General features: G+C 38.6%; 20 protein-coding genes. 18 read left to right on the top strand and 2 right to left on the bottom strand.

The window, feature by feature from the left end; translation table 11 throughout:
* Positions 1-69: 69 nt before the first annotated feature.
* A complete protein-coding gene (locus tag AC0N32_RS00100) occupies positions 70-1,104 on the top strand; it encodes a hypothetical protein (protein WP_476391849.1) in 1,035 nt (344 codons plus the stop codon).
* Here AC0N32_RS00100 and AC0N32_RS00095 read toward each other — a convergent pair.
* Entirely contained in the window at positions 1,067-2,203 is a 1,137-nt protein-coding gene (locus AC0N32_RS00095; RefSeq protein ID WP_476391848.1) for an EpsG family protein, read from the bottom strand. The genes AC0N32_RS00100 and AC0N32_RS00095 overlap by 38 nt on opposite strands.
* A 172-nt stretch (positions 2,204-2,375) precedes the next feature.
* Between AC0N32_RS00095 and AC0N32_RS00090 the strand changes: the two genes are divergently transcribed.
* From AC0N32_RS00090 to AC0N32_RS00075, 4 genes are all read left to right on the top strand, one after another.
* Positions 2,376-3,524, top strand: a complete 1,149-nt coding sequence (locus AC0N32_RS00090; RefSeq protein ID WP_476391847.1) for a hypothetical protein — start codon at positions 2,376-2,378, stop codon at positions 3,522-3,524.
* Between the two features lie 34 nt (positions 3,525-3,558).
* Positions 3,559-4,704, top strand: a complete 1,146-nt coding sequence (locus tag AC0N32_RS00085) for a hypothetical protein (protein ID WP_476391846.1) — start codon at positions 3,559-3,561, stop codon at positions 4,702-4,704.
* 51 nt (positions 4,705-4,755) lie between these two features.
* Complete coding sequence (gene topA, locus AC0N32_RS00080; RefSeq protein WP_476391845.1) at positions 4,756-7,329, top strand: type I DNA topoisomerase; 2,574 nt, start codon at positions 4,756-4,758, stop codon at positions 7,327-7,329.
* 203 nt (positions 7,330-7,532) lie between these two features.
* On the top strand, positions 7,533-8,474 hold the full coding sequence (locus AC0N32_RS00075) for a fasciclin domain-containing protein (RefSeq protein ID WP_476391844.1): 942 nt from the start codon (positions 7,533-7,535) through the stop codon (positions 8,472-8,474).
* 346 nt (positions 8,475-8,820) lie between these two features.
* Here AC0N32_RS00075 and AC0N32_RS00070 read toward each other — a convergent pair whose 3' ends face one another.
* Entirely contained in the window at positions 8,821-9,297 is a 477-nt protein-coding gene (locus AC0N32_RS00070; protein ID WP_476391843.1) for a hypothetical protein, read from the bottom strand.
* 437 nt (positions 9,298-9,734) lie between these two features.
* On the opposite strand from AC0N32_RS00070, the gene AC0N32_RS00065 reads away from it, so the two are divergent.
* The 13 genes from AC0N32_RS00065 (at position 9,735) to AC0N32_RS00005 (ending at position 24,077) form a co-directional block, all read left to right on the top strand.
* Positions 9,735-10,805, top strand: a complete 1,071-nt coding sequence (locus AC0N32_RS00065; protein ID WP_476391842.1) for a formimidoylglutamase — start codon at positions 9,735-9,737, stop codon at positions 10,803-10,805.
* Positions 10,806-10,809: 4 nt separating this feature from the next.
* A complete protein-coding gene (locus AC0N32_RS00060) occupies positions 10,810-11,811 on the top strand; it encodes a glycosyltransferase family 2 protein (protein WP_476391841.1) in 1,002 nt (333 codons plus the stop codon).
* A 95-nt stretch (positions 11,812-11,906) separates the two neighbouring features.
* On the top strand, positions 11,907-13,034 hold the full coding sequence (locus AC0N32_RS00055; RefSeq protein WP_476391840.1) for a glycosyltransferase family 4 protein: 1,128 nt from the start codon (positions 11,907-11,909) through the stop codon (positions 13,032-13,034).
* Between the two features lie 25 nt (positions 13,035-13,059).
* Complete coding sequence (locus tag AC0N32_RS00050; RefSeq protein WP_476391839.1) at positions 13,060-13,938, top strand: polysaccharide biosynthesis/export family protein; 879 nt, start codon at positions 13,060-13,062, stop codon at positions 13,936-13,938.
* A 3-nt stretch (positions 13,939-13,941) separates the two neighbouring features.
* Positions 13,942-16,431 (top strand): exopolysaccharide transport family protein, encoded by a 2,490-nt coding sequence (locus AC0N32_RS00045; RefSeq protein WP_476391838.1) that lies wholly within the window; start codon positions 13,942-13,944, stop codon positions 16,429-16,431.
* A 209-nt stretch (positions 16,432-16,640) separates the two neighbouring features.
* Entirely contained in the window at positions 16,641-17,534 is an 894-nt protein-coding gene (porG, locus tag AC0N32_RS00040; protein WP_476391837.1) for a type IX secretion system protein PorG, read from the top strand.
* 1 nt (position 17,535) lies between these two features.
* Complete coding sequence (locus AC0N32_RS00035) at positions 17,536-18,285, top strand: isoprenyl transferase (RefSeq protein ID WP_476391836.1); 750 nt, start codon at positions 17,536-17,538, stop codon at positions 18,283-18,285.
* 29 nt (positions 18,286-18,314) lie between these two features.
* On the top strand, positions 18,315-20,852 hold the full coding sequence (gene bamA, locus AC0N32_RS00030) for an outer membrane protein assembly factor BamA (protein WP_476391835.1): 2,538 nt from the start codon (positions 18,315-18,317) through the stop codon (positions 20,850-20,852).
* 8 nt (positions 20,853-20,860) lie between these two features.
* A complete protein-coding gene (locus tag AC0N32_RS00025) occupies positions 20,861-21,406 on the top strand; it encodes an OmpH/Skp family outer membrane protein (RefSeq protein WP_476391834.1) in 546 nt (181 codons plus the stop codon).
* 62 nt (positions 21,407-21,468) lie between these two features.
* Entirely contained in the window at positions 21,469-21,972 is a 504-nt protein-coding gene (locus AC0N32_RS00020; RefSeq protein WP_476391833.1) for an OmpH/Skp family outer membrane protein, read from the top strand.
* Between the two features lie 69 nt (positions 21,973-22,041).
* On the top strand, positions 22,042-22,527 hold the full coding sequence (locus tag AC0N32_RS00015) for an acyl-CoA thioesterase (RefSeq protein ID WP_476391832.1): 486 nt from the start codon (positions 22,042-22,044) through the stop codon (positions 22,525-22,527).
* Positions 22,527-23,387, top strand: coding sequence for a dTDP-4-dehydrorhamnose reductase (rfbD, locus tag AC0N32_RS00010; protein ID WP_476391831.1), 861 nt, complete (start codon positions 22,527-22,529; stop codon positions 23,385-23,387). The genes AC0N32_RS00015 and rfbD overlap by 1 nt, the downstream gene beginning before the upstream one ends.
* Before the next feature lie 9 nt (positions 23,388-23,396).
* Entirely contained in the window at positions 23,397-24,077 is a 681-nt protein-coding gene (locus tag AC0N32_RS00005) for a hypothetical protein (protein ID WP_476391830.1), read from the top strand.
* The last annotated feature ends 1,245 nt before the right edge of the window (positions 24,078-25,322 follow it).

The raw sequence follows: 25,322 nt of genomic DNA, 5'->3' as shown, positions 1-25,322 counted from the left end.
AAATATATACTTTTGTAAGAGTTCCCTATTAATGACGAAAAAAAAGCTTGGCCGTTGCCTGGAATTATTATGCTTAAAACATTTGATGAAAAAATAAACGAATTTCTATTCGTGATCGTACTCCCGTTCCTTCTGTTTTTCATGTCTTACTACGGATTTGAATCTTCTTATGTCGTAAGAATCAAATTTTGGGAGAAGACCCCGGATTTCATGTTTTCATCGGTCTATGCCTACCGGGTTATCCCCAATTATTTAAGTGTTCATGTAACGGAAACTGTGACGTTTATCGTCAATAATTATATGCCTTTTGCGAAAAGCTTTCTTTTAAAACAGGGTTCATTATTCTATCACAGCACTTTTCTTATCAATGTTTTCTTCTTTCTTCTGGCTTCTATTTTTTTAGATAAAATTTTTAAATTAAAATCGGGGCAACAACTTCTGCCGAATGAAAATGCAGGAAGAATGCTTCACCTGATTGCTGTATTTTTTATGGTGATCGTACAGTATGTGCCGACAAACTGTGATTGTATCGCCATTTTTTTTTACGTCCTGGGAATTTTTTTCAATCTTAAATATCTGCAGGAAAACAAACCGGTGTATTTTATTTGCCTGGCTGCGGTTATATTTATTTCCACCTGCGTCAGGGAAACGGCTTGCCTTAATATTGCTTTTTTTGCGGCGGTTTTTATCGAACCCGTTCATCTCAGGAAAAGAAATTTTGTCTGTGTAAAAGAGGTTTGCTTTCTGGTTCTGGCCTTTATTCTGCCCTATATAGTTTTGCGTCTCATGATTCATCAGCACACCTCCTTTGTGGAGGGGATTTATTTGGTTAAAAATTTTACGAGTCCTTACAATCTTCTCGGGCTTTTATTTGGCTTACTGGGTATTTACTTAAGTTATAAAATCTCTGGAAAAGCCGGAAAACGACTGATCATAAAGTATCTGTTATTCTCTTTACCTTACATTCTCATGATTGCTTCGGTAGGCCTTTTCTGGGAAGCAAGGCTTTTCCTGCCTCTGATTCTCACCGGAATGATAGCCGCTTCACAAAATGACGCCGGAAAAATTAAGGCAACAAAAAATTCGAATACGTATCAATCGTAAACTTTCCTCTTTCGATATTTTTAAAGATGGAAAAAATAACAAAGTTGAAAAGACAGTAGAAGATGATAATTCCGTGTATTATTTTTCTGTTCCCGCTATTCGTCGAATACATAGCATAAGGCATTAAATAGCCTGTTGCCGTAAAGAATATCCCGGTGAGCCTGGAAGAAAAAATGGTGCTTCCCCTGAATATAAAAAAGAAGCATATTCCTAATACACAAAAATTCCTCATGTATTCGTAGTAAGGGTATTTCTCCTTCATATTATTGTCAAATGCAAAAAGAAATATCGTAGAAAGGATAGCATTTCCTTCAGGAATTCCGATCCCGCCATTTAGCCTTTCCGTGGTGGTACTCATGTTGATATAGTTGTTGAACCCGGTCATTAAAGTACTTTCTTCAGGAAGAAGGCTCCCGAAATATTTATAAATTTCAAAAGGTGAAACAATCATGGATCCGATGATGGCGGTGGCCATAACCGTTTTGTTGATAGGGATTCTGGCCAGCCAATACATCGGCAGGAAAAATATACATACATTATGAATTCCCATCGCCAGATAAATGCAAATGAGGTAGTACCACACCTTCCTTTCCTTGATAAAACGAATCGAAAAATAACAGATAATAGTTCCCAATGCCTGTCTCATCTGGCCGTTTTCGCCAATGAAAAAACTTGGAAAAAAGAAAAGCAGGATCGTTGTATAAGGATAAAGCGAATTTTCTTTAATGTTTATATAATTTAATGGAATCGAAATAAGAGCCAGGAAAAAAGTGACCACATAAAATGGGGGAGCCAGGAAAACATCAAATATTAATTTATTGATGAGAATATACAGCCACTCCATATCCAGCGGGCTGTCGAGCTTCAGCGCTTTCCTGAAAATATCGGTGTAATGGGTATGGGAGCTGTACCACAAATAAATATTCTTATAGCTCCCGTAATCGGGACCCGCATCTCTGAAACCGACAACAAGGATAAACCATGCCGCGATAGGAATCAGGTATTTTGTACTTGGTTTTTCGTCCCGGTAGGCTTCGGCAAAGCTGAGGCATAAAATGATAATGCAGGGAACCAGATAGTAAGGGTGCAATAGATGCATACATTTGTGTTTTTCAGAGTCTGTGTATGCAAAAGTAGTAAAATAATTAATATACGATCGCTAAAAATAAACAAAACCTTAAAAGAAATTATGTAATTTAGCGAATCTGATAAAAACACAAATTAAGCACATTTAAAAAGAGATTAATTCTAACAGAATCAAATTTTTAAAGATGAAAAAAAACACAATCGATTATCCGGTCGTTCTCTATCTCACTGTCATTACGTTCTTATGTATTTTTAAAATATATTTTGCATACCTCACCTGCAACGGTTATGCATTTGCCGACTGGCTGATCAATTATCAGGAGTCAGGATTCACCAGAAGAGGACTTCCGGGAACGGTCTCTGTTCTTTTATATAAAGTTTTTTCAATAAAGATTCAGTACTCTGTTTTTCTGATGCAAACCATCGTGTATGTATGGTTTTTCTATTTTCTGTACAAGCTTTTACGGTTTAAAAAAGCGAATCTTGTCGATGTTCTGTTTCTCTTTACCCCATTTTGTCTGTGGGGTTTTTTTTCTGATCCCGCTATCGGTGCCCGGAAAGATGGGATTTTATGGCTGCTTTTTACTGCTTTTACGTATTATATTTCCCAGAATAAACTCAGCAAAACGAAGGAGTATCTCTTTTTGGTATTGTTTGCCGTTTCGGTTTTAGTTCATGAAAGCTTTGTTTTTTATGCGCCGTATTTTTTGATCGTCCTCTATTTTCAGAACAGAAAAATTGATATTAAAAGGTACAGCCTTATTTTACTGTCCTTTTATATTCCGGCCGTAATTATTTTGTGGTCGGGGATTAGCATCGACTATCCCAAAACATTACAGCTGGTTCAGGATTGTGGGATCGAGCTGCAGAAAGAGAATATTTTCCGGTGGAAAGAAACGCAGCTTATCAAGGTAGATTATCTCACGAAGGAAATTAAAAATCTGAGTTTATACATTATCAGTGTCGTGCTTCAGCTCATGTTTGTTGTGTTTTACATGGTTCTGAAAAAAATTACCCCTGAAGACAGAAGAAAACTGTTACTCGCTTTTGCATTGGCTTTTTTAATGAGCATTCCGCTCTTTCTGATCGCTATCGATATGGGAAGATGGTTCTACAATAATTTTATTCTTTTTCAGATACTTCTTGTTTCTCTGGTTCCTGTATCGGAAATGAAATTTTTTGACCTCCAACTGATAAAAAATCGCATGATGTTTGTCTTTAGTATTCTCACATTAATAGCCATTTTCGTGTACAGGGTTCCCTCAGCACTGATTGGAATACAAACCGGATTGCCATTAAGATTTTTTCTGAACCTTTTCGGTATTCGTTTTTAGCTCACAGATTTCATCTCAATTTAAAAAACACATTATGATACAAAACGTTTCACGATATTTTAATATCAAAATCTTCATTTATTTTTTAATTGCAATAACCGCAGTTTACACGCTGGCCTTTACCTGTTACTATAATTTTAAAGACGACGGATATATTCTCGCAGACTGGCTCATCAACTACCAGGACGGCGGCTTCAAAAGAAGAGGTTTGTCAGGGAGTTTCTTCTTCCTGTTGCAGGATCTCACGGGCTTAAGACTAAATTACCTTGTGTATTTTTTTCAGTTTGTCATTATCTCAGGATTTTTTCTGCTGTATGCAAAACTCATCCGTTATAAAATGACAGATTTGCTGTACCTGTCTCTATTATTGTCGCCCATTGGCTTTATAGGTCTTTTGAATACCGTTACTTATGTCGGTAAAAAAGAATTTATCGTTTTCCTGCTCTTTACATGGTTTGTATATTTTTTAGACCGGAACAGGCTTTCCAGTGATAAAGAATACTTTTTTTGTGCGGCACTCTTTGTGACCGTTCTCTTACATGAAATCATGGTGTTCTACGTCCCCTATTTTGCCTTGGCATTATACCTGAAAACCGGAGAAATTCATTTTAAAAGGTATATTAAGTACTTTCTTGCCGTAGGAATTCCCGCCCTCGTTATCTTTTTATTCGGGAAAAATGTAAATGAAGGGAAATCATTGGAAATCTTAGCGGCCAGAGGCGTTCATCCGGTATACGGTATATTCTATTGGAATATCGATGAAAGAAAATATATCATTCAGCACAGGAAAGAATATCTGCTCTATGGAGTCAGTTTAGCAATAAGTGTGTTTCACATAGGTTATTATTTAAAATTTCTAAACAACCGAAAACTTTTATCTATAGCATTAGTATGTACATTCCTGTTCTCCCTGCCGCTTTTTTATCTGGCGATCGACTGGGGAAGATGGATGTATATTCATATGATAATGATCATTATCCTTTTTACTTTAAAATTGCCGAAAGCATGCTCGCCATACGCTTTTGAAAGAATAATAATCAGTAAAAAATTTTACATTACCGCATTCATTATTTTAGCGTCCCTTATCTACAGGGTTGAGATGTCAGGAAAAGGTTTTACTTTCGAAGGAATTCTCTACAGATTATTCGTGGCACAAGGGGAATTGCTAAATAAAATGTAATTCCAAAAACCTATCTAATAAAAAAACTTTACTTTTGCAAAAATTTTTAGAATGTCGAAAAATTTAGTAATCGTCGAATCACCGGCAAAAGCAAAAACGATTCAGAAGTATTTAGGGAAGGATTTTGAAGTGAAATCCAGTTTCGGACATATCCGTGACCTGCCTAAAAAAGGAATGGGAATCGATTTGGCTACCTTCAGTCCTGATTACGAAGTTTCCGCCGACAAAAAGAAATTGGTGACCGAGCTGAAAGCCGCTGTGAAAAAAGCCGAAATGGTGTGGCTCGCTTCCGATGAAGACCGCGAAGGGGAAGCCATCGCGTGGCATCTTGCCGACGAACTGAAGCTGAAACCGGAAAACAGGAAGAGAATCGTTTTCCACGAGATTACTAAAAATGCTATTCTAAAAGCAATCGATAACCCGAGAGATATCGATCAGAATCTGGTAAATGCCCAACAGGCAAGAAGGGTTCTCGACAGGATCGTAGGTTTTGAAATGTCACCGGTTCTCTGGAAAAAAGTAAAACCGGGACTATCCGCAGGAAGAGTGCAGTCCGTAGCCGTAAGGCTGATCGTGGAGCGGGAAAAAGAAATCCGCGAGTTTGTTCCGAAAGCAAGCTTCAAGCTTGATGGGGTTTTCCTGAACAAAACCAACCAGGAAATTGCGGCAAAGCTTAAAAAAGATTTCGATAAAGAACAGGACGCAGAACAATTCCTCGAGCTCGCAAAAACAGTAGAGTTCAAAGTTTTAAATGTTGAAACAAGACCCGGAACAAGATCCGCTTCAGCACCCTTTACGACTTCTACGCTACAGCAGGAAGCTTCTTCCAGATTAGGATATAATGTGACCAATACCATGCGTCTTGCACAAAGATTATATGAAGAGGGATACATTACCTACATGAGAACGGACTCCGTAAACCTTTCCCAGGAAGCCATTGAGGGCGCAAAAAAACAGATCACTTCAGAATACGGGACAGAATACTCTTCTCCAAGAAATTATACCACCAAATCAGCGTCGGCTCAGGAAGCTCACGAGGCCATCCGTCCGACTGATTTTACCGTTAAAAGTATAGGAGATGCCCAACTGAACAGATTGTATCAGTTAATTTACAGAAGAACATTAGCTTCTCAGATGGCCAATGCTAAAATAGAGAAAACAGTAATCGAAATTGGGAATGCGAAATTACCTCAGCATTTCGAAGCGCAGGGGGAAGTGATTATCTTCGACGGATTCCTTAAAGCCTACGGAATTGTAAAAGCCGAGGATGATGACGAAGAAAGCAATGAAAAACTGCTTCCCAAAGTAAATGTGGGAGAAGTTTTAGACTATAAAAAAATTACCGCCACAGAGAAATTCACAAGACCAAGCGCAAGATACACCGAAGCAGGATTGGTGAGAAAGCTTGAGGAGCTGGGAATCGGGCGTCCTTCTACTTATGCGCCGACCATTCAGACCATTCAGAATCGTGAGTACGTGGATAAGCGCGAAATCGAGCCGCAAACCCGCGAAGTGGTAAAAATCTCTTTAGCAAAAGATAAAATTAAAAAAGAAGTTCTCGAAGAAAAATTCGGGGGCGATAAAAATAAATTCGTTCCTACAGACATCGGTGAAGTAGTGAATGACTTCCTGACCGATAATTTTAAAGAAATTCTTGACTACGGATTCACAGCAAGAGTAGAAGAAAGCTTTGATGAAATTGCCAGCGGCGACCAGAAATGGAAGCAAATGATGAATGATTTTTACTCTAAATTCCATCCGAGAATTGAAGATGTAGAAGAAAATGCCGACAGGGCGACCGGAGACAGACTTCTTGGGATCGACCCGAAAACCGGGAAAAATGTTCACGCCAGGATAGGAAGATTCGGGGCCATGATCCAGATCGGGGAAACGGATGATGAAGAAAAACCTGTTTTTGCCTCGCTAATGGTTGGCCAGAATATCGCAACCATTAGCCTTGAAGAAGCGCTGGAATTGTTTAAGCTTCCGTTTGATCTTAATGAAGTAGACGGACAGCCGGTTTCAGTGGGAGTCGGAAGATTCGGGCCGTATGTGAAATGGGGCGATACTTATATAAGCATTCCGAAAGGGGAAGATCCGCTTTCCGTAGATCAGAAAAGGGCAGAAGAGATCATTAATGAAAAGAAAATTGCCGACGCACCCATCGCAACCTATAAAGGTGAACCGGTAACGAAAGGTTCCGGAAGATTCGGGCCGTTCATCAAGTATAAAGATATTTTCATCAATGTTCCGAAGAGATACGATTTCGAAAATCTTTCTCAAAGTGACATCAATGAACTGATCGATGCCAAGCTTGAAAAAGAAGCCAACCGCTACATTCAGCAATGGGAAAAGGAAAAGATCTCCATTGAAAACGGAAGATGGGGGCCTTTCATCAAATTCGGAAAAGGCATGTTTAAAATTCCGAAGAAGAAAGATGATACCAAATATGATGCGGAAGAGCTGAAAGAAGTTTCTCTGGATGAGGTTAAAAAATGGATCACCGATCAGGATAAAAATGCCTTTGCAGAAAAGAAAAAACCTGCCGCCAAGAAAACAGTCGCAGCGAAGAAAACAACAACTGCAAAAAAACCTGCCGCCAAAAAGCCAGCTGCAAAAAAATAAAATGTTTTTCTTAACATACGAAGCACAGATTTCAATCTGTGCTTTTTTTATTCCCCGTATTCATGGAGGTTCTTTGCGATGATTATCTACAATAGAATCATCGCGGGATCATCATACCACATAATCGGCATAAAGTTTGAATGGTGGATTTATACACTAAATTATCAATCATTAATTTATTTATAAACCAAAAGCAAAATTTTATGAAAAATCTCTTAAAAACTTTCTTCGGATTTTTACTTTTGACCGTATGTCTCATTTCATGTGACGATAATGATGATATGGTCATGGACAACAGCGGAAAATCTATTACTGATCTCGTATCAAAGAATCCCAACCTGTCGCTTTTAAAAGTGGCGGTAGTACGCGCCGGGTTGGCCCAGACACTGGCGGCAGACGGTACGTTTACCGTTTTTGCACCAAGCAATGAAGCATTTGCAGCGGCTGGGTTGGGTACCGAAGCGGCCATCAACGCAGTGCCGGTAGACCAGCTGAAAAGCATCTTGATGTACCATGTCGCCATGCAGAAATATGCTTCGGCAGACATTCCGACAGGGGCAACGGATATTTCGATTGCAAACAACCAGAAACTTCACATTACAAAAAACAGCAGCGGGGTTTACGTGAATGCCGCACAGGTTACTACAGCAGACGTGATGGCAAGAAACGGGATTGTACACATTATAAACAAAGTTCTGATGCCGCCGACCAACAATATCGTACAGGCTGCCCAGGCAAATCCTAATTTGAGCCTGCTGGTCGCTGCCGTGACACGCGCAAGCCAGGGAACCACTAATGTGGCTGCTGTATTATCAAACGCCAATGCTTCCCTTACCGTTTTTGCCCCTACGAACCAGGCATTCATCAATGCAGGGCTTACATCTGAAGCGGTGATCAACGCAATGAATCCGGATACGCTGGCCAATATTCTTACCTACCACGTCATCAATGCGAAGATCTTTTCTACCGATCTTACCGACGGAGCCATGCCAACAACACTGAATGGGGCTAAAGTAACCATCTCCCTTTCCGGAGGGGCCAAGGTAAAAGGAAATTCCAACACTACAGCGTCAAATATTACTGCGAAAGATATGGTCGTTACGAACGGAGTGGTTCACGTGATCGATCAGGTCTTATTACCATAATTTTTATAATAATTATTTCTCGAAGACTGCCTTTTGCAAGGTGGTCTTTTTTATTTCCATTACATTTAATGAAGTGTAAATCTGTAGGGTTCGTTACCGTTAAATAATGAGCGTCCACCCAAAAACATTCGTCCGTCAGCCTCTTAGACTCATCATTCACCCTTTTACCTTCAAAAACCAGTATAAAAGACTGGTTTTCCACCCTTTTAGGTTCATCGTTGACCCTTTTAGGGTGAAATTTGAACCTTTTAGGCTGTAATTTCACCCTTTTTGCATGAAAAACGACCCTTTTTGGCTGGTTGGTGAGCCTAAAAGGGTCGTTTTTGAAACCTGGGATGAGCAGGGGCTATTGTTTAGGGGCTTTTTTATAGCTTTTCCTTACAAACCTCTGGCTCAGATCTTCATAGATCGGTTTTGCTGTGAGAACTCCCTTGTCATAAGCTTCTTTCGCGGAGCCGTAATAAAACATGGCCGCCGTGAGCGCCTCACTTCCCGCAAGAATTGTGGTGTCCCTGATGTCCGAGGCCAGCTGTGTGGCCAGATTCCCGATAGGATCCAGTGCGCTTACCAAAGCTTCGTCCTTCAGAAACTCTTTTTTGTCCATGTATTTAGGAATGAATTCAGGGTTGGTTTCCATGTAGCCTTTTACCTTTTGTACGGTAGCTACCGTTTTGTCTCCCATTTTAAAGATGGATTCTTTTTCTTCGGAAGTTAATGCCTGTAAATAAGGAGTGAGAAGTTTCTTGCATTCCTGTAGCTTTTCGTTTACCTCTTCGATTACAGATTGAGGGATTTCTACACTGATCTGATTTTGTGTACTCATCGTTTGTGGATTTTAAATTGTTGAACGGTTAAAAGTAAAGAAATTTTCGGAAAAAGAAATCATGATAATGCCTGAATATTATTATGTTAACCCGATTTGCAGGACAAAGTACCCTCAGTCGCGAATCTTTTTTAGTTTAAAATAATTTAAACAAAAGCATGGAAAAAGTGTTTAGAGGTGAAGAATTTCTGGATGCACATCCAAACAAAGATAATCCGGTATTAATGATGCAAATGAATTTTAGAACCGGTTTAAATTGATCTGATAATTTCTTATGGACCTGTTTAATGTGCCAGACCTTGATTTTTAATGTTAAAAATGTATTTAGAATTTGATCGGGCTCTTAAAAGAAACCGAAAACAGGTATTATTTTATACTTGGGAAATAATTTAATTTTAATATTTTTGATCTCAATATATATATGTTGAAAAAGAAACATGGATTTTGAAGATTTTATCATTTCGCCCAGGAATTTCAAGACGGAAAGCTGGCAGATCGGAAACAGGGTCACCAAAGATATTAAGGAAGACAGCATCGTTCTGCTGTTTGTTTCCGATTACAGGGGAGCCAACGGGGATGCTGAAGTTCAGGATTTCACCGGGATCAGAAGGGAGTTTTACAAGCTGTCGCAGCTGGATTTTGAAATTCCGGTGGTCGATCTCGGGGATCTGGTTTCCGGGAAATCGGTTCAGGATTCCCATTATATTCTGCAGGAGGTATTGTCGGCCTGTCATTACAAAAGGGCCATTCCGGTGATCGTTGGAGGCTCCAACGATTTTGCGTTCTCTCTTTTTTCTGCGCTCAATTTTCACACTAAAAACATCAGCTATACGCAGATCAGCAATATCATTTCGCTTCAGCAGGGAGAGATGATTAATGAATATACTTTTTTAAGTAAGATTTTCGGGGCAAAGAATTTTTCCATTAAAAACTATCATCACCTGGGCTATCAGAAGCATCTTAATGAGATAGACTCGGTAAGGCTCATCAAAGAAGTGGAGTTTGACATCATCCGTCTTGCGGAAATGATGAATTCTACGGAGAAAACGGAACCGTTTTTCAGAAAAGCGGATCTGGTGACGGTAAACTGCGATGCGATCGAAAGTTTTGGAGAACCATTCTCGATGAATCCCCAGGTAAACGGCCTGAACCGCCGCGAGATCTGCGCCTATATGAAGGAAATCGGACTGAGCGAAAACCTGAAGTCCGTAGGAATCTTTAATTATAATATCTATTCTGAAAACCAGCTCAATCACCAGCTGCTTGCACAAATGATCTGGTACCTGATCGAAGGCATCAATATTCAGAGATCTCACCCGAAGGAACGGCACTATGAAGTGTTTTATGTCCTGGTCGATGATCGGCAGTATACCTTCCGGCGGGATACCTTCAGTAATCTTTGGTATTTCGGGAATGATGAAAGCGTGGAAAACTGCGTCCCCTGTTCCCGAAAAGATTTTGATGATGCCAAAAAAGGCTGGCTAAACACACGACTGACGAAAATTTAAATGTATGAAACATGTTCCCTCAAAAGTTTCTGTTATTGTTCCCGTTTATAATGTTGAAAATTATCTTGCCCTTTGTCTTGAATCATTAGTCTCCCAAACCCACCAGAATATCGAAATCCTGGTGGTGAATGATGGAAGTAAAGATCATTCCGGGAACATCATCCGGGAATATGCCGGGAAATATCCGGATAAAATAAGATCTTTCACCAAAGAAAACGGCGGACTCAGCGATGCAAGAAATTTCGGCATCGACCGCGCTACCGGAGATTATATAGGATTTGTAGATAGTGATGACTATGTAGATCCTTCTATGTTCGAAGAGATGGCAACGCTCGCGGAAAAACATCAGTCGGAAATGGTGATCTGTAATATTCAGAAGGTAAACGGGCAGGGAAAGGTGATACAGAAACTGACTCAACTCCCGGATATGCCTGAAAAGATCATTCTTGAGGATCATTTTTCGGTTTTTTCCGATATCAGTTATTTCGCCTGCAATAAATTGTTTAAAAAAGAACTTTTTAAAGAGAAAAGATTTAAAAGAGATGCTCATTTTGAAGATATACAGCTTATTCCTCAGCTGTTACTGGGCTGTAAAATAATTTCGCAGACCCAGAATTTTCACTACCAGTATCTTGAAAGGGCAGATTCTATCACAAAAACCCATACCGAAAAAGGTCTCGATATTCTGAGAGCGGTAGAAGATGTTGAGATTTTTTTCGCAAAGACAAAGTATTCCGACCAGCTGCACGAGCTTAAGAATTTCCAGATTTTTGAAGGGGTTTACTGTTATATTGCCTATCTCGCTTATGTAAAAAATGATGATGTTTTTTATAAAATGTGCGAAAAACTAGAACAATTCATGAAGAAAAGGGATATAAAACTTAAAAATTTATTGAATTATAGTCGTTTTGGTAAGAATTATCTATTATCTTTGTCACTGAAAAAACGCATATTTTATCTTTTATTTTTTGCGAGGCAGAAAAAACTGATAAGAAAATTAATATAAACACAAATGTAAGCGCTGTTCGGAACTAAGGCGACACAACTTTTTCCGGGACGTTTCTTAAGAAGAAATCAGCAGGGCTTTTTAAATGAAAAAAGATGAAAAATTTTGAATTGTTCTTAGCTCAATCGGGTCTTCCCATATTTTACATCAAAATAGGACTTGGTTTTTTATTTTCCTTTTTAATCACATTTTTTTCGATTCCTACCATTCTCAAGATTTCGAGAAAAAAGAATCTTATGGATGAGCCTGGCGTCAGGAGCTCTCATCTGCGCAAAATCGCCAATCTCGGGGGCGTTGCTATTTTTTATTCCATCGGTATCTGTGCGCCCATTTTCGCTTATGAGCTTTTTGATCTCTACAAATTTCTCTTTGCTTCTCTGGTAATCCTTCTTTATGTTGGCGTGATGGACGATATTGTCGTTATGAGAGCCTACAAAAAACTGATTGCCCAGATTGTTGTTTCGTCACTTGTTGTAATAGGATCTGATATCAGAATCCGGAATCTTTTCGGGATTTTCGGGATTTACGAGATCAATTATTTTGTCAGTGTGATTTTCAGTATCGTTACATTCATCATCCTGATCAATGCCTTTAATCTTATTGACGGGATTGATGGCCTTGCCGGCGGATATTCGCTGATCTGCAGCGGACTGTTCGGGATAAGCTATTACCGGCTTGGGGAATACAATTATCCTTTGGTGGTACTGTCGGTGATTATTATCGGTTCGGTTCTCGGTTTTCTGTATTACAATTTATCAAACTACAGAACCAATAAAATCTTTATGGGCGATACGGGTTCGATGCTTTTGGGTTTCCTGCTTGCCTTCACATCTATTTCTTTCATTGATATTTTTATCGATAAAAATATTCCTTATGTTCCGAGGTATCATCTTCAGTCTGCGCCGGTGGTGGCGGTCGCCATACTTATTTTACCGATCGTTGATACGCTCAATGTGATTGTTATCAGGATCATTAATGGAAAATCGCCGTTCGATGCCGATAAAAACCACATTCACCATAAGCTTTTAAAGCTAAATCTTACCCACAGAAGGTCTTCGTTTTACATTATTCTGTATTATCTTTTTGTGGTAAGCATTGCTTATTATTTAAGGCATATTGATGTAAACCTTTTACTTTTTATCATTGTTATTTTCGGTTTTCTGGGGGCTTATATTCCTCAGATCTTTTATACCCTCAGACATATTAAAAACACTCACGATTAATTTACACTCTGTAATAATTTCAAATATGATGAAAAATTATAAATATTTATTTCTTTTAATACTGCCTTTTATGGTGACATCCTGTATTACAACAAAGGATGTGCGTTATATGCAGCCGAGCGAGGGCCTTGTCATCAATGAGGAAGGTCTTATTCCGTACAATATTCCGGTGTACAGAATCACCAGGAATGATCTGCTGAACCTGAATATCGTCACCACACCGAAAGGAGATGCCGCCCAGTTTTATTCATCACTGAATACCTCGGGATCATCGGTATCGCAGGGTGCGTCAGCAGCGACATCCAGTATACGGGGCAGCGGCTCCGGAGCTGTCGGCGGAACATCTACGGGAGGTAATGCGGTCTTTTATTTCAACGGATTGAAGGTGGATGCCAACGGCGATATCAATGTCTTTGGTATCGGCTATATTAAAGCGGAAGGAAGAACGATTGACGAGGTTTCCCAGGAGATACAGGCTAAGGTAAATGAAAATTTCCAGGAAGGAAAATCTGAAGTACGGCTAAATACTGACGGAATTACCTATTATATATTGGGAGATATTGAAACAACCGGCCTTACAGGCGAAAAAGTAGCCCATAAAAATACCCTCAACATCACTGAAGCACTGGCGATGAACGGCGGTCTTAACAGGACGGTTGACAGACAGAATATTGTGATCCACAGAAAACTTCCGGAAGGCATAAAAGTGGCTAAAATTGATCTTACCAGAGAAGATATCATGAATTCTCCCTTTTATTATGTGCAGAATGGGGATGAGATCTATCTTAATACGAGAGCAAAAAGTCTCAACGGTTTAGGGAAAGATCCTATCCAGACCCTGACTACCGGTGTATCGGTGATTACAACGGCTTTATCCATCTATTTACTTCTTAAAAACCTTTAATCTATGATCCCGGGAAAAGAAACCAATGTTGAGAAGGAGATTTCTCAGAAAGAAAAATACGGTTCTTTCGCATTATTTGATATCGGACATTTTTTAAAGAGAATCCTTAAAAACTGGTATTGGTTTGTGATGATGTTTGTGATCGGCTATTCGATTTCGAGGGTTTATACCAATTATTATGCGCAAAGTATTTATGCCTCAAGCTTGTCTTTGAGTGTGTCAAGCAATACGGCAAGCTATTTTACGCCAAGCCAGTCTGTAAACCTTATCTGGAATAACGGCGGTAACCAGGATGGGATTTATCTTAAAAAAATGCTTTTGTCGAGAACTCATAATGAGTTTCTGGTGAAGGAGCTTGGGCTTTATGTAAACTATTCTACAAAGGGAGCCATAAAATCTACATTTCTGGACAAAAATGACATTCCGGTTTTGGTTGAGGTTGATAAAAGGCATCTTCAGCAAATGGATTATCCGGTGACGCTGATCCCAAAAGGGAAGAATAAGTTTGAAGTGGTGTTGCCGGAAGATGGAGAATCGTCCAACCTTTATAGTTACCAAAATGAAGGTTTTACTACGATCGGGCCTTATGAAAAACCGGCTGACAGGGTTATTGAAGTCGGCGAATGGTATACTTCACCCAATCTGAGGTTCAGATTAGTTAAAAATACGATTGTACCTAAACTTTATCTTGAAAATATTGTTTTTAAACTGAATACCATTAATAATTCGGTCAATGATATTACTTCTACGATTTCGGTAGACTTTGACAAAGAAATTAATACCATTATGATTATTACCAAAACAGGATATAATCTTAATGGAACCGTGAGTTTCCTGAATAAATCAGTCAGTGAACTTCAGAAAAAAAGACAGGCCGACAAACTGATTGTCGATAAAAATACGGACGCTTACTTAACGGAAAATCTTGATAAAATCAGGAAAAAACTCGATTCGAGTGCCAATATTCTCAACTACATGAAGACGACAGAAAAGCTCTATGATATCAAAGACCGCGATGAAAAATCGCTGAATGAGATCAAAGAGCTGGAGGCTAAAAAAGCGGACTTCGAAAGCCGGATTAATTCTCTTAATAAAATAAAGCAGATGCTGGCCACACAGATTTTTGATAAAATGATCAGCACTAGTGCAGCAGGCTTCCAGGATGGCATGTTCACCGCTTCCCTGGCAGAACTTAAAGAACTGTATCTTAAAAGAAGAGAAATGGCTCTCATCTACAGGCCAAATTCCGAACCGATGATTGAGATCAATAAGCTCATTAATGAATCCAGGATGAATTCCGATAATATTTTAAGGAATTACTATGGCGAATATCTCAAAGAAATAGGGAAGATCAATAATAAAGTAGCCACTGCTGACCTGGATCTTCAGGCGTATCCGGAAAAAGAAAGAAAATATCTGGATGCCGAAAGAGGATATAATATGATTGAAGCTACCTACAATACTTTACTCACGAGACAAAATGAGACCCAGCTGAAAATAGCCGGAAACCAGTCGGATATCAGTGTAATCGATCCGGCAAAAAATGTGGGGCAGGCGCCCATCGGTCCGAATGTAAAAATTGTGAAATCAGGAATTATAGGAGGTCTTTTGGTTCTTCCGGTATTGTTTATTCTGATGGGTGAGCTCCTTGATACCAAAATCAGAAATATCAGGGAATTGCTGAATGCAACCAAAATTCCTCTTTTGGGAGTGATCGGGAAAAACAGCAACGAAACGATGCTTACGGTCTTGGATCAGCCTAAATCTTCGGTTTCGGAGGCATTTCGGGGAATTCGTGCTAATATGAGATTTTTGTCGGGCGATCATGAAAAGAGTAAAATAATTTTGGTAACATCCTCTATCGGAGGGGAGGGGAAAACGTATGTATCCATTAATCTGGCTTCTGTGTTAGGATTAAGTGACAAAAAAACAATTCTTCTGGGGATGGATCTGAGAAAACCAAAAATTTTCGGAGATTTTAAGATCGATAATAAATACGGAATATCAAACTACCTTACCGGTGAGGTCGAAATGAGTCAGATCATTAACAAAACAAGAATTCCTAATCTTGATGTAGCGACTTCAGGCCCGATTCCGCCGAATCCTTCCGAACTTCTGATGAGTGAAAAAAATATTCGTTTTATTCAGGATTTAAAATCAATGTATGACTTTATTATCATAGATTCCCCTCCGGTAGGCCTTGTAGCAGATTCTTATGAATTAATGAAATATTCTGATGCGAATATTTATGTAGTCCGTCACGAGTATACCGAGAAATATATGCTGAGGATGATTACGGAAAAATATCATAAGGGAGAGGTGGATAAGTTAGGTCTTGTGTATAACGATTACACTGTAGCACAAGGGTATGGCTACGGATATGGATATGGCTACGGATATGGTTACGGGTATTTTGATGAAGACAAAAACTACAAAGAGCCATTGTTAATAAGAATTAGAAATAAAGTACGTGAGATATTCAATAAAAAATAATACTTTTACCTCGTTTAGCGGGGTTTATTTTACGATGATCGCTATGATTCTATTAAAAAAAGAATAATTTAGTGACTTTATCGTTTACTTTATAACAAATTATGTTTTTTTGTTTATTTTTAACTAAACATTAAGATTATCATTAATATAAAAATGTTTTATATTTGCAAAAATTAAATTTTAAAATAACCATAAATCCATATTCTTTTATGAATAGAAAATTATTGTTTAGCTTCCTTGCCGCACTAGGAACTGTGGTAAGTGTTAAAGCTCAAAGAAACGAACTGGGAGTTCGTCTAGGTATGAGTAACCTAGTTGGGGATATAGGGAGGACGAATTATATTTTACAAAAGCCATTGGATTTACATAAAGTGTCGGATTGGGGAGTTCCGTTTTATGGTGGTATTTTATATAGATTTAATTTTAATCCTCATCAGACTGTCCGATTGGATCTTGGGTATAATCAGATTCAGTTTAGTGATAAAGTTGCGAAAGAAGAATACAGAAAAAATAGAAATTCATTTGGAAAAAACAATGTCTATGAGGCAAGTTTGGTTTTTGAATATAATTTTTTTCCGGTAAACAACGAACAGAAAAGCATGCTGAGCCCATATATATTCGGTGGGGTAGGCGCTTTGATGTTTGATGCCCCGAAAGCAACCCTTATTAATGATTTCAGAAGAGATGCGGACGGTGTGGCACAGGCGCCTATCAATGAGCTTGATTTTACCACAACGCCGGTGTATTCTACAGGAACAAAAACTACCATGAATATTCCTTTTGGAGTAGGTCTGAAATATAAATTTAATTATAACTGGGCTATCTTTGGAGAAGTTACACTAAGATATACGCTTACAGACCAGCTGGATTACAGCAGTGTGATGAGCAAAGATGTCGTTTCTACTTATAACGCAGATATTTTAAGCCCGGTTACCGGAGGGTCACTCCTTCAGACGGATGCTTATTATGTCGTGTCTAAAGAAAGAGAAGCCGCTTTGTTGAGAGATAGAAATGTTGGAGATTCAAGGTCGAAAGACTGGATGAATACGGTAAGTCTCGGATTGACTTATTCGTTCGGAAGACCTCCGTGTTATTGTGATTAATATGTCATTGATAAAAGATAAAATAGATCCTGATAATTTACCGAAGCACGTTGCTGTTATCATGGATGGTAATGGAAGGTGGGCAAAATCGCGTGGCGAAGAAAGAACTTTCGGTCACAGAAATGCCATTGAGGCGGTAAGAAATGCCATTAATGCATGTAATGAAATACATATTCCGTATTTAACACTGTATACCTTTTCTTCTGAAAACTGGAATCGCCCTGCCGAAGAAGTAAATACTTTAATGAATTTGCTTGTCGAAACATTATTGCTCGAAGCAGAAGAGATTTTCAGTAAAGGGTTAAGGATGCATGTAATAGGTAATCTGGATAAACTTCCTCCGTTGGTTAAAGACCAACTCAACCGCGTGGTGGAACTAACCAGGGAAAATACAAAAGGTAATTTGGTATTGGCCATAAGCTATGGCTCTCAAAATGAAATACTGAATGCCGTAAAAAGCATAAGTGAAGACGTAAAGGAAGGCAAGATAGATGCAGAGGATATTGATGAAAAATTATTCGAAAACTATCTGTATACTAAAGATTTTCCGCCTGTTGATCTTTTAATAAGAACCAGCGGAGAGATCAGAATCAGTAATTTCCTCCTTTGGCAGATCGCCTATGCAGAACTGCAGTTTTTAGATGTTCTGTGGCCGGACTTTACAAAAGATATTTTCTTTCAGTGTATTGTTGATTATCAAAACAAAGAAAGAAGATTCGGAAAGACCGGGGAACAAATAAAAATCCAGTAAAATTTAAGACAAGAAAGACTACGATAAAAATGAAGTTTAGACTATTACCCATCATTATGTTTGTTGCTTCTGCACATTTTTATGGACAGGTAACTCCACAGGACAGCACAAAGGTAACCAACTCTGTACATGCAGAAAACCAGGCTGGAACATACACACTGAAAGACATCGTTGTAGATGGGGTCAAAAAATATACGCCCGCTCAGATTTTGAGATTTACAGGTTTAACCAAAGGTGAAACGGTAGATATTCCGGGACAGAAAGTCAGTAATGCAGTAAAGAAACTTTGGGATACCCAATCTTTTTCCGAGGTTGAGGTGTACGTACAGAGTATTGAGGGCGAAACGATTGTTTTAAGATTCCATTTGCAGGATCTTAAAGATCTTGGCGAAGTGAAATTCACCGGGAGAGGGATCGGTAAATCCAAGAATGAAAAGATGGCGAAAGACAACAATCTGAAGCCGGGAACCAAAATTACCCAAAACCTGGTTTCAAGCCTTAAAACCAATATTCCCAAAGATTTCGTTAAAAAAGGATTTGCTGATGCTAAAATTACCATCCAGGATAAAGTAAATGCAGGAGATCCGAATCTCGTAGACTGGACAATCAATGTAGATAAAGGAAAAAGAATCAAGATCGATCATATCGAGTTTGAAGGAAATACGGCAGTAACGGACAGAAAACTGAGAAAGAAAGGATTTAAAGAAACCAAGCAGAAGAGATTCGGTATCGGCGGAATTTTGAAATCTTCAAAGTTTATCGAAGAAAAGTATCAGGATGACAAACAGAATCTTATAAATTATTATAATTCTTTGGGTTACAGAGATGCGAAAATCGTATCTGATTCCGTATGGAGAAACAAAAGAAACAACTATGAGATCAATGTAAAGCTTAATGAAGGAAAGCAGTATTATATCGGTGATATTACATTTACCGGAAATACCGTTTATTCTACAGATTATTTACAGAGACTTTTAGGATATAAGAAGGGAGATATCTACGATGCGGTAGGTTTCAACAAGAAAGTAGGAGAAGACGGAGGTAAGGAAGACGATTCCGATATCAAATCTTCCTACATGAACAACGGTTATCTTTTCTCAAACGTGACACCGGTTGAAAAATCGGTAGACGGAGATAAAATCAACCTTGAAATCCGTATCAACGAAGGTGAAAAAGCAACCTGGAACAGAGTGACATGGGAGGGAAATACCACCACCCATGACCATGTAATTTTAAGAGCTTTAAGAACTAAACCGGGTAATCTTTTTGCGAAAAGTGATATTAAAAGAACCTATTTCGATCTGGCTGGTATGCAGTTCTTCGATCCTCAGCAGGTGGGTCAGGATATCCAGCCGAACCAACAAGATAACACGGTGGATATCAACTGGAAACTGGTAGAGAAAGGTTCTTCACAGGTTCAGCTACAGGCCGGTTACGGTGGTAACAGCTTTATCGGAACCTTAGGATTGACATTCAACAACTTCTCGCTGAAGAATTTCCTTAAATTCAAAGACTTTAAGCCGGTGCCACAAGGTGATGGACAGACTTTATCCCTTCAGGCTCAGGCAGGACAATATTTCCAGAATTACGGAATTTCATTCACTGAACCTTGGTTATTCGGAACGAGAGCGACAGCACTTTCTGTAAGTCTTAATAATTCCAGAGTAAAATATTCTGATGTGTATGGAGCTTCTCAGAAATTGAATATTTTCTCCGCTTCAGTAGGATTAAACAGATTGTTGAGATGGCCGGATGATTATTTCTCGTTGTATACCGGGCTTCAGTTCCAGAAATATGACTTTAAAAATTATCCTTTCGACTTTGGAGGCGTTACGGAAAATTATGGGACGGCAAACAACTTCAGTATCAATTTAGGATTGAGCAGAAACTCTGCGGGTATCGACCCGATTTTCCCGACAGTAGGTTCGAATATTGATCTTTCCGTGAAATTCACTCCGCCTTATTCATTGTTTAGTAACAAAGACTACTCGACAATGTCTCCGACGGAAAAATATAAGTGGATGGAATTCTATAAAGTGAAGTTCAAGGCCGATGTTTATAACGAAATTGTTGGAAAACTGGTGTTGAGATCATCTGCAGAAATGGGATTCATGGATGGATACAACAAAGAACTTGGTGCACCGCCATTTGAAAGATTTTATGTGGGAGGTACCGGCCTTTTCGGTGGCCGATATGACGGTAGAGAGCTGATTCCGTTGAGAGGTTACGAAAATGCTTCTACGTACGGAGGAACTTCTGAAGATATTACGCCGACAGGTGGAGGTACTATTTATAACAGATTTACGTTAGAATTAAGATATCCGATTTCATTAAACCAGACGGCAAAGATTTATGCATTAACATTTGCTGAAGGAGGAAATGTTTGGAATTCATGGGGAAGCTACAATCCGTTCCAGCTAAAAAGATCTGTAGGGGTTGGGGTAAGAGTTTATATGGGAGCATTCGGGCTTATCGGGTTCGACTTCGCTTATGGATTTGATAAACCTATTGGCACCTCAGAACCTTCAGGATGGAAAACACACTTCCTGATGAACCAATCTTTATAATTCATGGTATGAAAAATTTTAGAATTGTTTTCTCATTTGTTTTATTTTTGCTTTTCGGTTTAAGCAATGCGCAGAAAGTAGGCGTTGTCGATACCGAATATATATTGAATAAAATGCCTCAGTATAAAGAAGCAGAAGCCAGACTGAATGCCCAGATTGATACATGGCAGTCTGAGCTGCAGAATCTGCAGTCGGAATATGAGCGCAAAAGATCCGCTTTTGAAAACGAAAAGGTTCTTTTAATCGGTGATCAGCTGAAACTGAGAGAAAAAGAAGTGACGGATCTGGAGAAAAATATTAAAACCACTACAAGTTTACGCTTTGGGGCTACCGGCGAGATAAAAAAACTGAGGACCAATCTTGTACAGCCTTTCCAGGATCAGATCTGGGGAGCAATCAAAACAATGGCTGAGAAAAACGGAATTGGCATCGTGCTCGATAAAACAAGCAATAACGTACTTTTCCTGCAGAAACGATTCGATTATTCAGATAAAGTATTGGATATTTTACTGAAAGATACCGATAAGAAAGAAAAAACTAAAACCAGAAAATAAAAGTTTAACTTTTATTACATTTACAGATCTAAAAACAAAATTAAATTATTTATTTACCAGTTATGAAAAAATTAAGTGTATTATTTGCAGCGGTAATGATGGTTGTATCGGTAGGTATGGCAAAAGCTCAAAAAATTGCAACTTTAGACGTTATAGGTGTTCTTAATGTAATGCCTGAAAAGAAAAAAGCAGATACTGATCTTAAAGCTTACTTAGATACTAAACAAGCTGAAATCAAGAAAAAAGCAGACGCAGGACAGGCGAAATTAAAGCAATATACTGAAGAAGCTCCTAAGAAAACTGCCGAAGAAAACAAAGCAAGAGAAGCAGAATTGGCAAAAATGCAGCAGGAAATCCAGGATATGAACGACAAAGCTCAGAAGGATTTCGTAGCAAAGCAGGATGCTGCCTATGAACCAATCGAGAAAAAACTGAACGACGCGGTTTCTAAAGTAGCCAAAGCAAACGGTTACGATTATATCATGGATGCAAACTCTTCTGCCTTCGTATTCAAAGGCGGTCCTGATGCAACTCCGGCTGTAAAAAAAGAATTGGGTGTTCAATAATTTTTAGAAATTAAAAAACATTTATAAAATAACCATCTCTCATCGGGGTGGTTTTTTTATTTTTGCACCATGGAAAAAGAAGTATCAACCACGGTAAAGGTGCGGTTTAGTGATTGTGATCCGATTGGTCATTTAAATAATGTGAAATATCTGGACTATATGTTCAATGCCAGAGAAGATCACGTAGAAACATTTTACGGTTTTACCTACGAAGAATATACAAAGCTCACCGGCTGTACATGGATAGCCATCCAAAACGAGATCGCTTATCTCAGGGAAGTAAGATATAATACATCCGTCATCATCAGCAGCAAAACAATAGAAGTGCAGGACAGAACGGCAAAAGTAGAAATCCTTATGAAAAGCCTCGACGAAAAGACAATTCATGCCGTGTTATGGGTCACTGTAATTTATTTTAATGTTAAAACAAGAAAATCAGAAATACATCCCGAAGACATTAAAGAAACTTTCAATAAATTTTATGTAGATTTAGAGCAGAAAGATTTTCAGTCAAGAGTTAAATTTTTAAGATCACAGAACGCAAAAAATTCATAATGAAAAAAATATTGGTAATAGGAGGAAACGGACAGCTGGGAAATTGTATCAGGAAAATCGCTCCTGATTTTGAACTGGATTACGAGTTTATTTTTACAGACTCCCAGACCCTCGATGTTACAAATGAAGATCAGGTAAACTCATTCTTCTACGATAACAAACCCGATTTCTGTATCAATGCATCCGCTTTTACCGCTGTAGACCTTGCAGAAACTGAAAAAGACAAAGCTTTTGCGGTAAATGCACAAGGCGTTGCTAACCTTGCGGAAGCCTGTAAAGAGCATAAAACAGTATTGATTCACGTTTCTACAGACTATGTTTTTGATGGCGAAACCAATCTTTGTTATTCTGAAGATGACTTTACAAATCCCATAGGAATTTATGGCGAATCAAAACTCAGAGGTGAAGAGCTTGCTTTGGAAATTAATCCGCAGACGATTACACTCAGGACCTCATGGCTTTATTCAGAGTTTAATAAAAATTTTGTAAAAACAATGCTTCATTTATTTTCACAGAAAGACCAATTGGGAATTGTGAGCGATCAGTTTGGGCAGCCTACCAACGCCAATGATCTTGCCGAAGCGATTATGAATATCATAGAATCCCCTAAAAAGACGTATGGTGTATTTCACTTCTCAAATTATCCCGAAACAACCTGGTTTGAATTTGCAAAAAAAATAGCTGAATTTTCAAAATCAGAAATTAAGCTGAATACATTAACGACCGAGCAATATCCGACTCCAGCAAAAAGGCCTAAAAGAAGTACGATGTGCCTCGATAAAATTGAAGAAACCTATAACATTGAACCCAAACATTGGGAAAACAGCCTGGAAGAATGCGTCGGTATTCTTACTCAATAACCATATACAATGAAAAACCTAACCATTATTTTTATATTCCTCGCTCAACTTTTTTGTGCGCAAAATGTATTTTTAACGAAAGTTGAGAAAACCCATGAAAATAAAGACCGCTTTTTGTATAAAATAAACGAAGAAATTAAAGATGCCGAATATTTAGGAGAAATCGAAGTACAGGGATTTTCGAAAGATGACGCAGCAATTTTTTCAGCAATATACAAGAAGGCAAAAGAAATTGGAGCCAATACATTTACCTTAAAACCCTTCGAAGCCGTCGACGGTTCACCGCAGGTGTTCAATCCTTCAAACTATCGGCTTGCCTTATATTACCTGCCGAAAGAAAAACTTTCAGACCAGACAGGGAATATGTATTTATTTGCTTCCTCAGATAAAGACCAGAAAATTTCCATCAACAGGCAGGATTATCTGATTTCCCCAAGATCTTATCTGGTCATCAAAACAACTCCCGGAGAAATTTACACCATTTCTACCAAAAAACTTTTAGGATCCACCATTAAGATCCAGCCGAAAGACAACAGTTCCAATCTTTACTTTCAGATATCAGCGACAAAAGTAAAATCAGATGAAACCGGTGTCGGAGGACTGAATTTAAAAAGTGGCGATATTATAGGACTTGAAAAATCGTATGCCGAATTTCTCAGTGTCATCTACAACAAACAGAAAGCAGAGTGAAAACTTTGCTTTTCTTTTTTTTCTCAGGAGCTTAATCCGGCTCTCCGCTACTACTCCTCGCGCCGACGCTTCCTTTGCAAAGTCCCTCTCTTTCCTTCTGCTTGCTGTGGGGTAACCGCTGCGATCCGGGCTAGGGTAGAAGACGCTGTTTCAGCGGTAGTCTTTATATTTAACGTGAGTTCGGTGTAACTATATTATTCAGATATCAATAGAAATGGGCTTTAGCCCATTTTACCTGATAAGCATGAAGATCGGCTTTAGCCGAAACCTACGATAAATTTCGGCTAAAGCCACTTTGTAATTACAATGTTCAGTTAACTAGCTCTATTTTTATGTCGAACACACATTATTAAAATACTCGCCGCAATAATATCCAATCACTAAAAAGCCAGCTGGATTAAAAAAAGGAATCAGAATTAAAGAAAGCCAGCCATTCAGTAATAAACCCGAGTGCTGAAGAGGCGGCCTATCGCAGCGTCGGGTAAAACTGAGCGTCCAGGGTTACGCTAAAACAAAAAACCACCCTTAATGAATCCTCAACACTCCACCCCCTCCCACGCCGAAACCCTCAAACCCTTCCACGCTGAAACTCTCCAACCCTCAACCCTCAAACTCTCCAACCTCTCAAAAACGCTAATCCCGCCACCCACACTACACTCAACAAATCAAACATTAGTTTAAAATTATTGTCGTTAAGGCTCAGGAGGTTAGGGATTAAATATGAATCAAAAATAAACTTTATGTTAAATAAATTAGGATTGTATCTGATTAAAGTCCTACTTTTGCCCCACTGAAAACGAGAGGTGAGTAGGTAGCGCAGAAGAGCATTTAAATAAGCAGAATAATTTAAAGAAACGGCTCTGTAGAGATATATGAGAAACGGTTTAAACCTTAAAAACTTTTTGAAAAAAGAGTTGTGGGAATTAAAAAGTTTTGTATCTTTGCAATCCCTAATACAGGGAGCGCAGGAGTATAGGATTGGAAGTTGGAGAATGGTTTAAGGTTAATAAAAAAAACTTTAAAATTTATTCAAAAACATTTGGTCATTAAAAAATAAGTTATTACTTTTGCACTCGCAAATACGGAGCGACACTGACAGAAAAGATTGCTTCGTTAAAAAGCGAAAGACAAAGAAGATCATTGACATACAATATAACAACCAAGTAAGGAAAAACTAAAGCGTAAAAAAACTTTGAGTGAGTCAAGAACAAACATACAATGGAGAGTTTGATCCTGGCTCAGGAT

Source organism: Chryseobacterium endophyticum, assembly GCF_056333165.1.
This window is presented reverse-complemented; position numbering and strand designations above follow the sequence as displayed.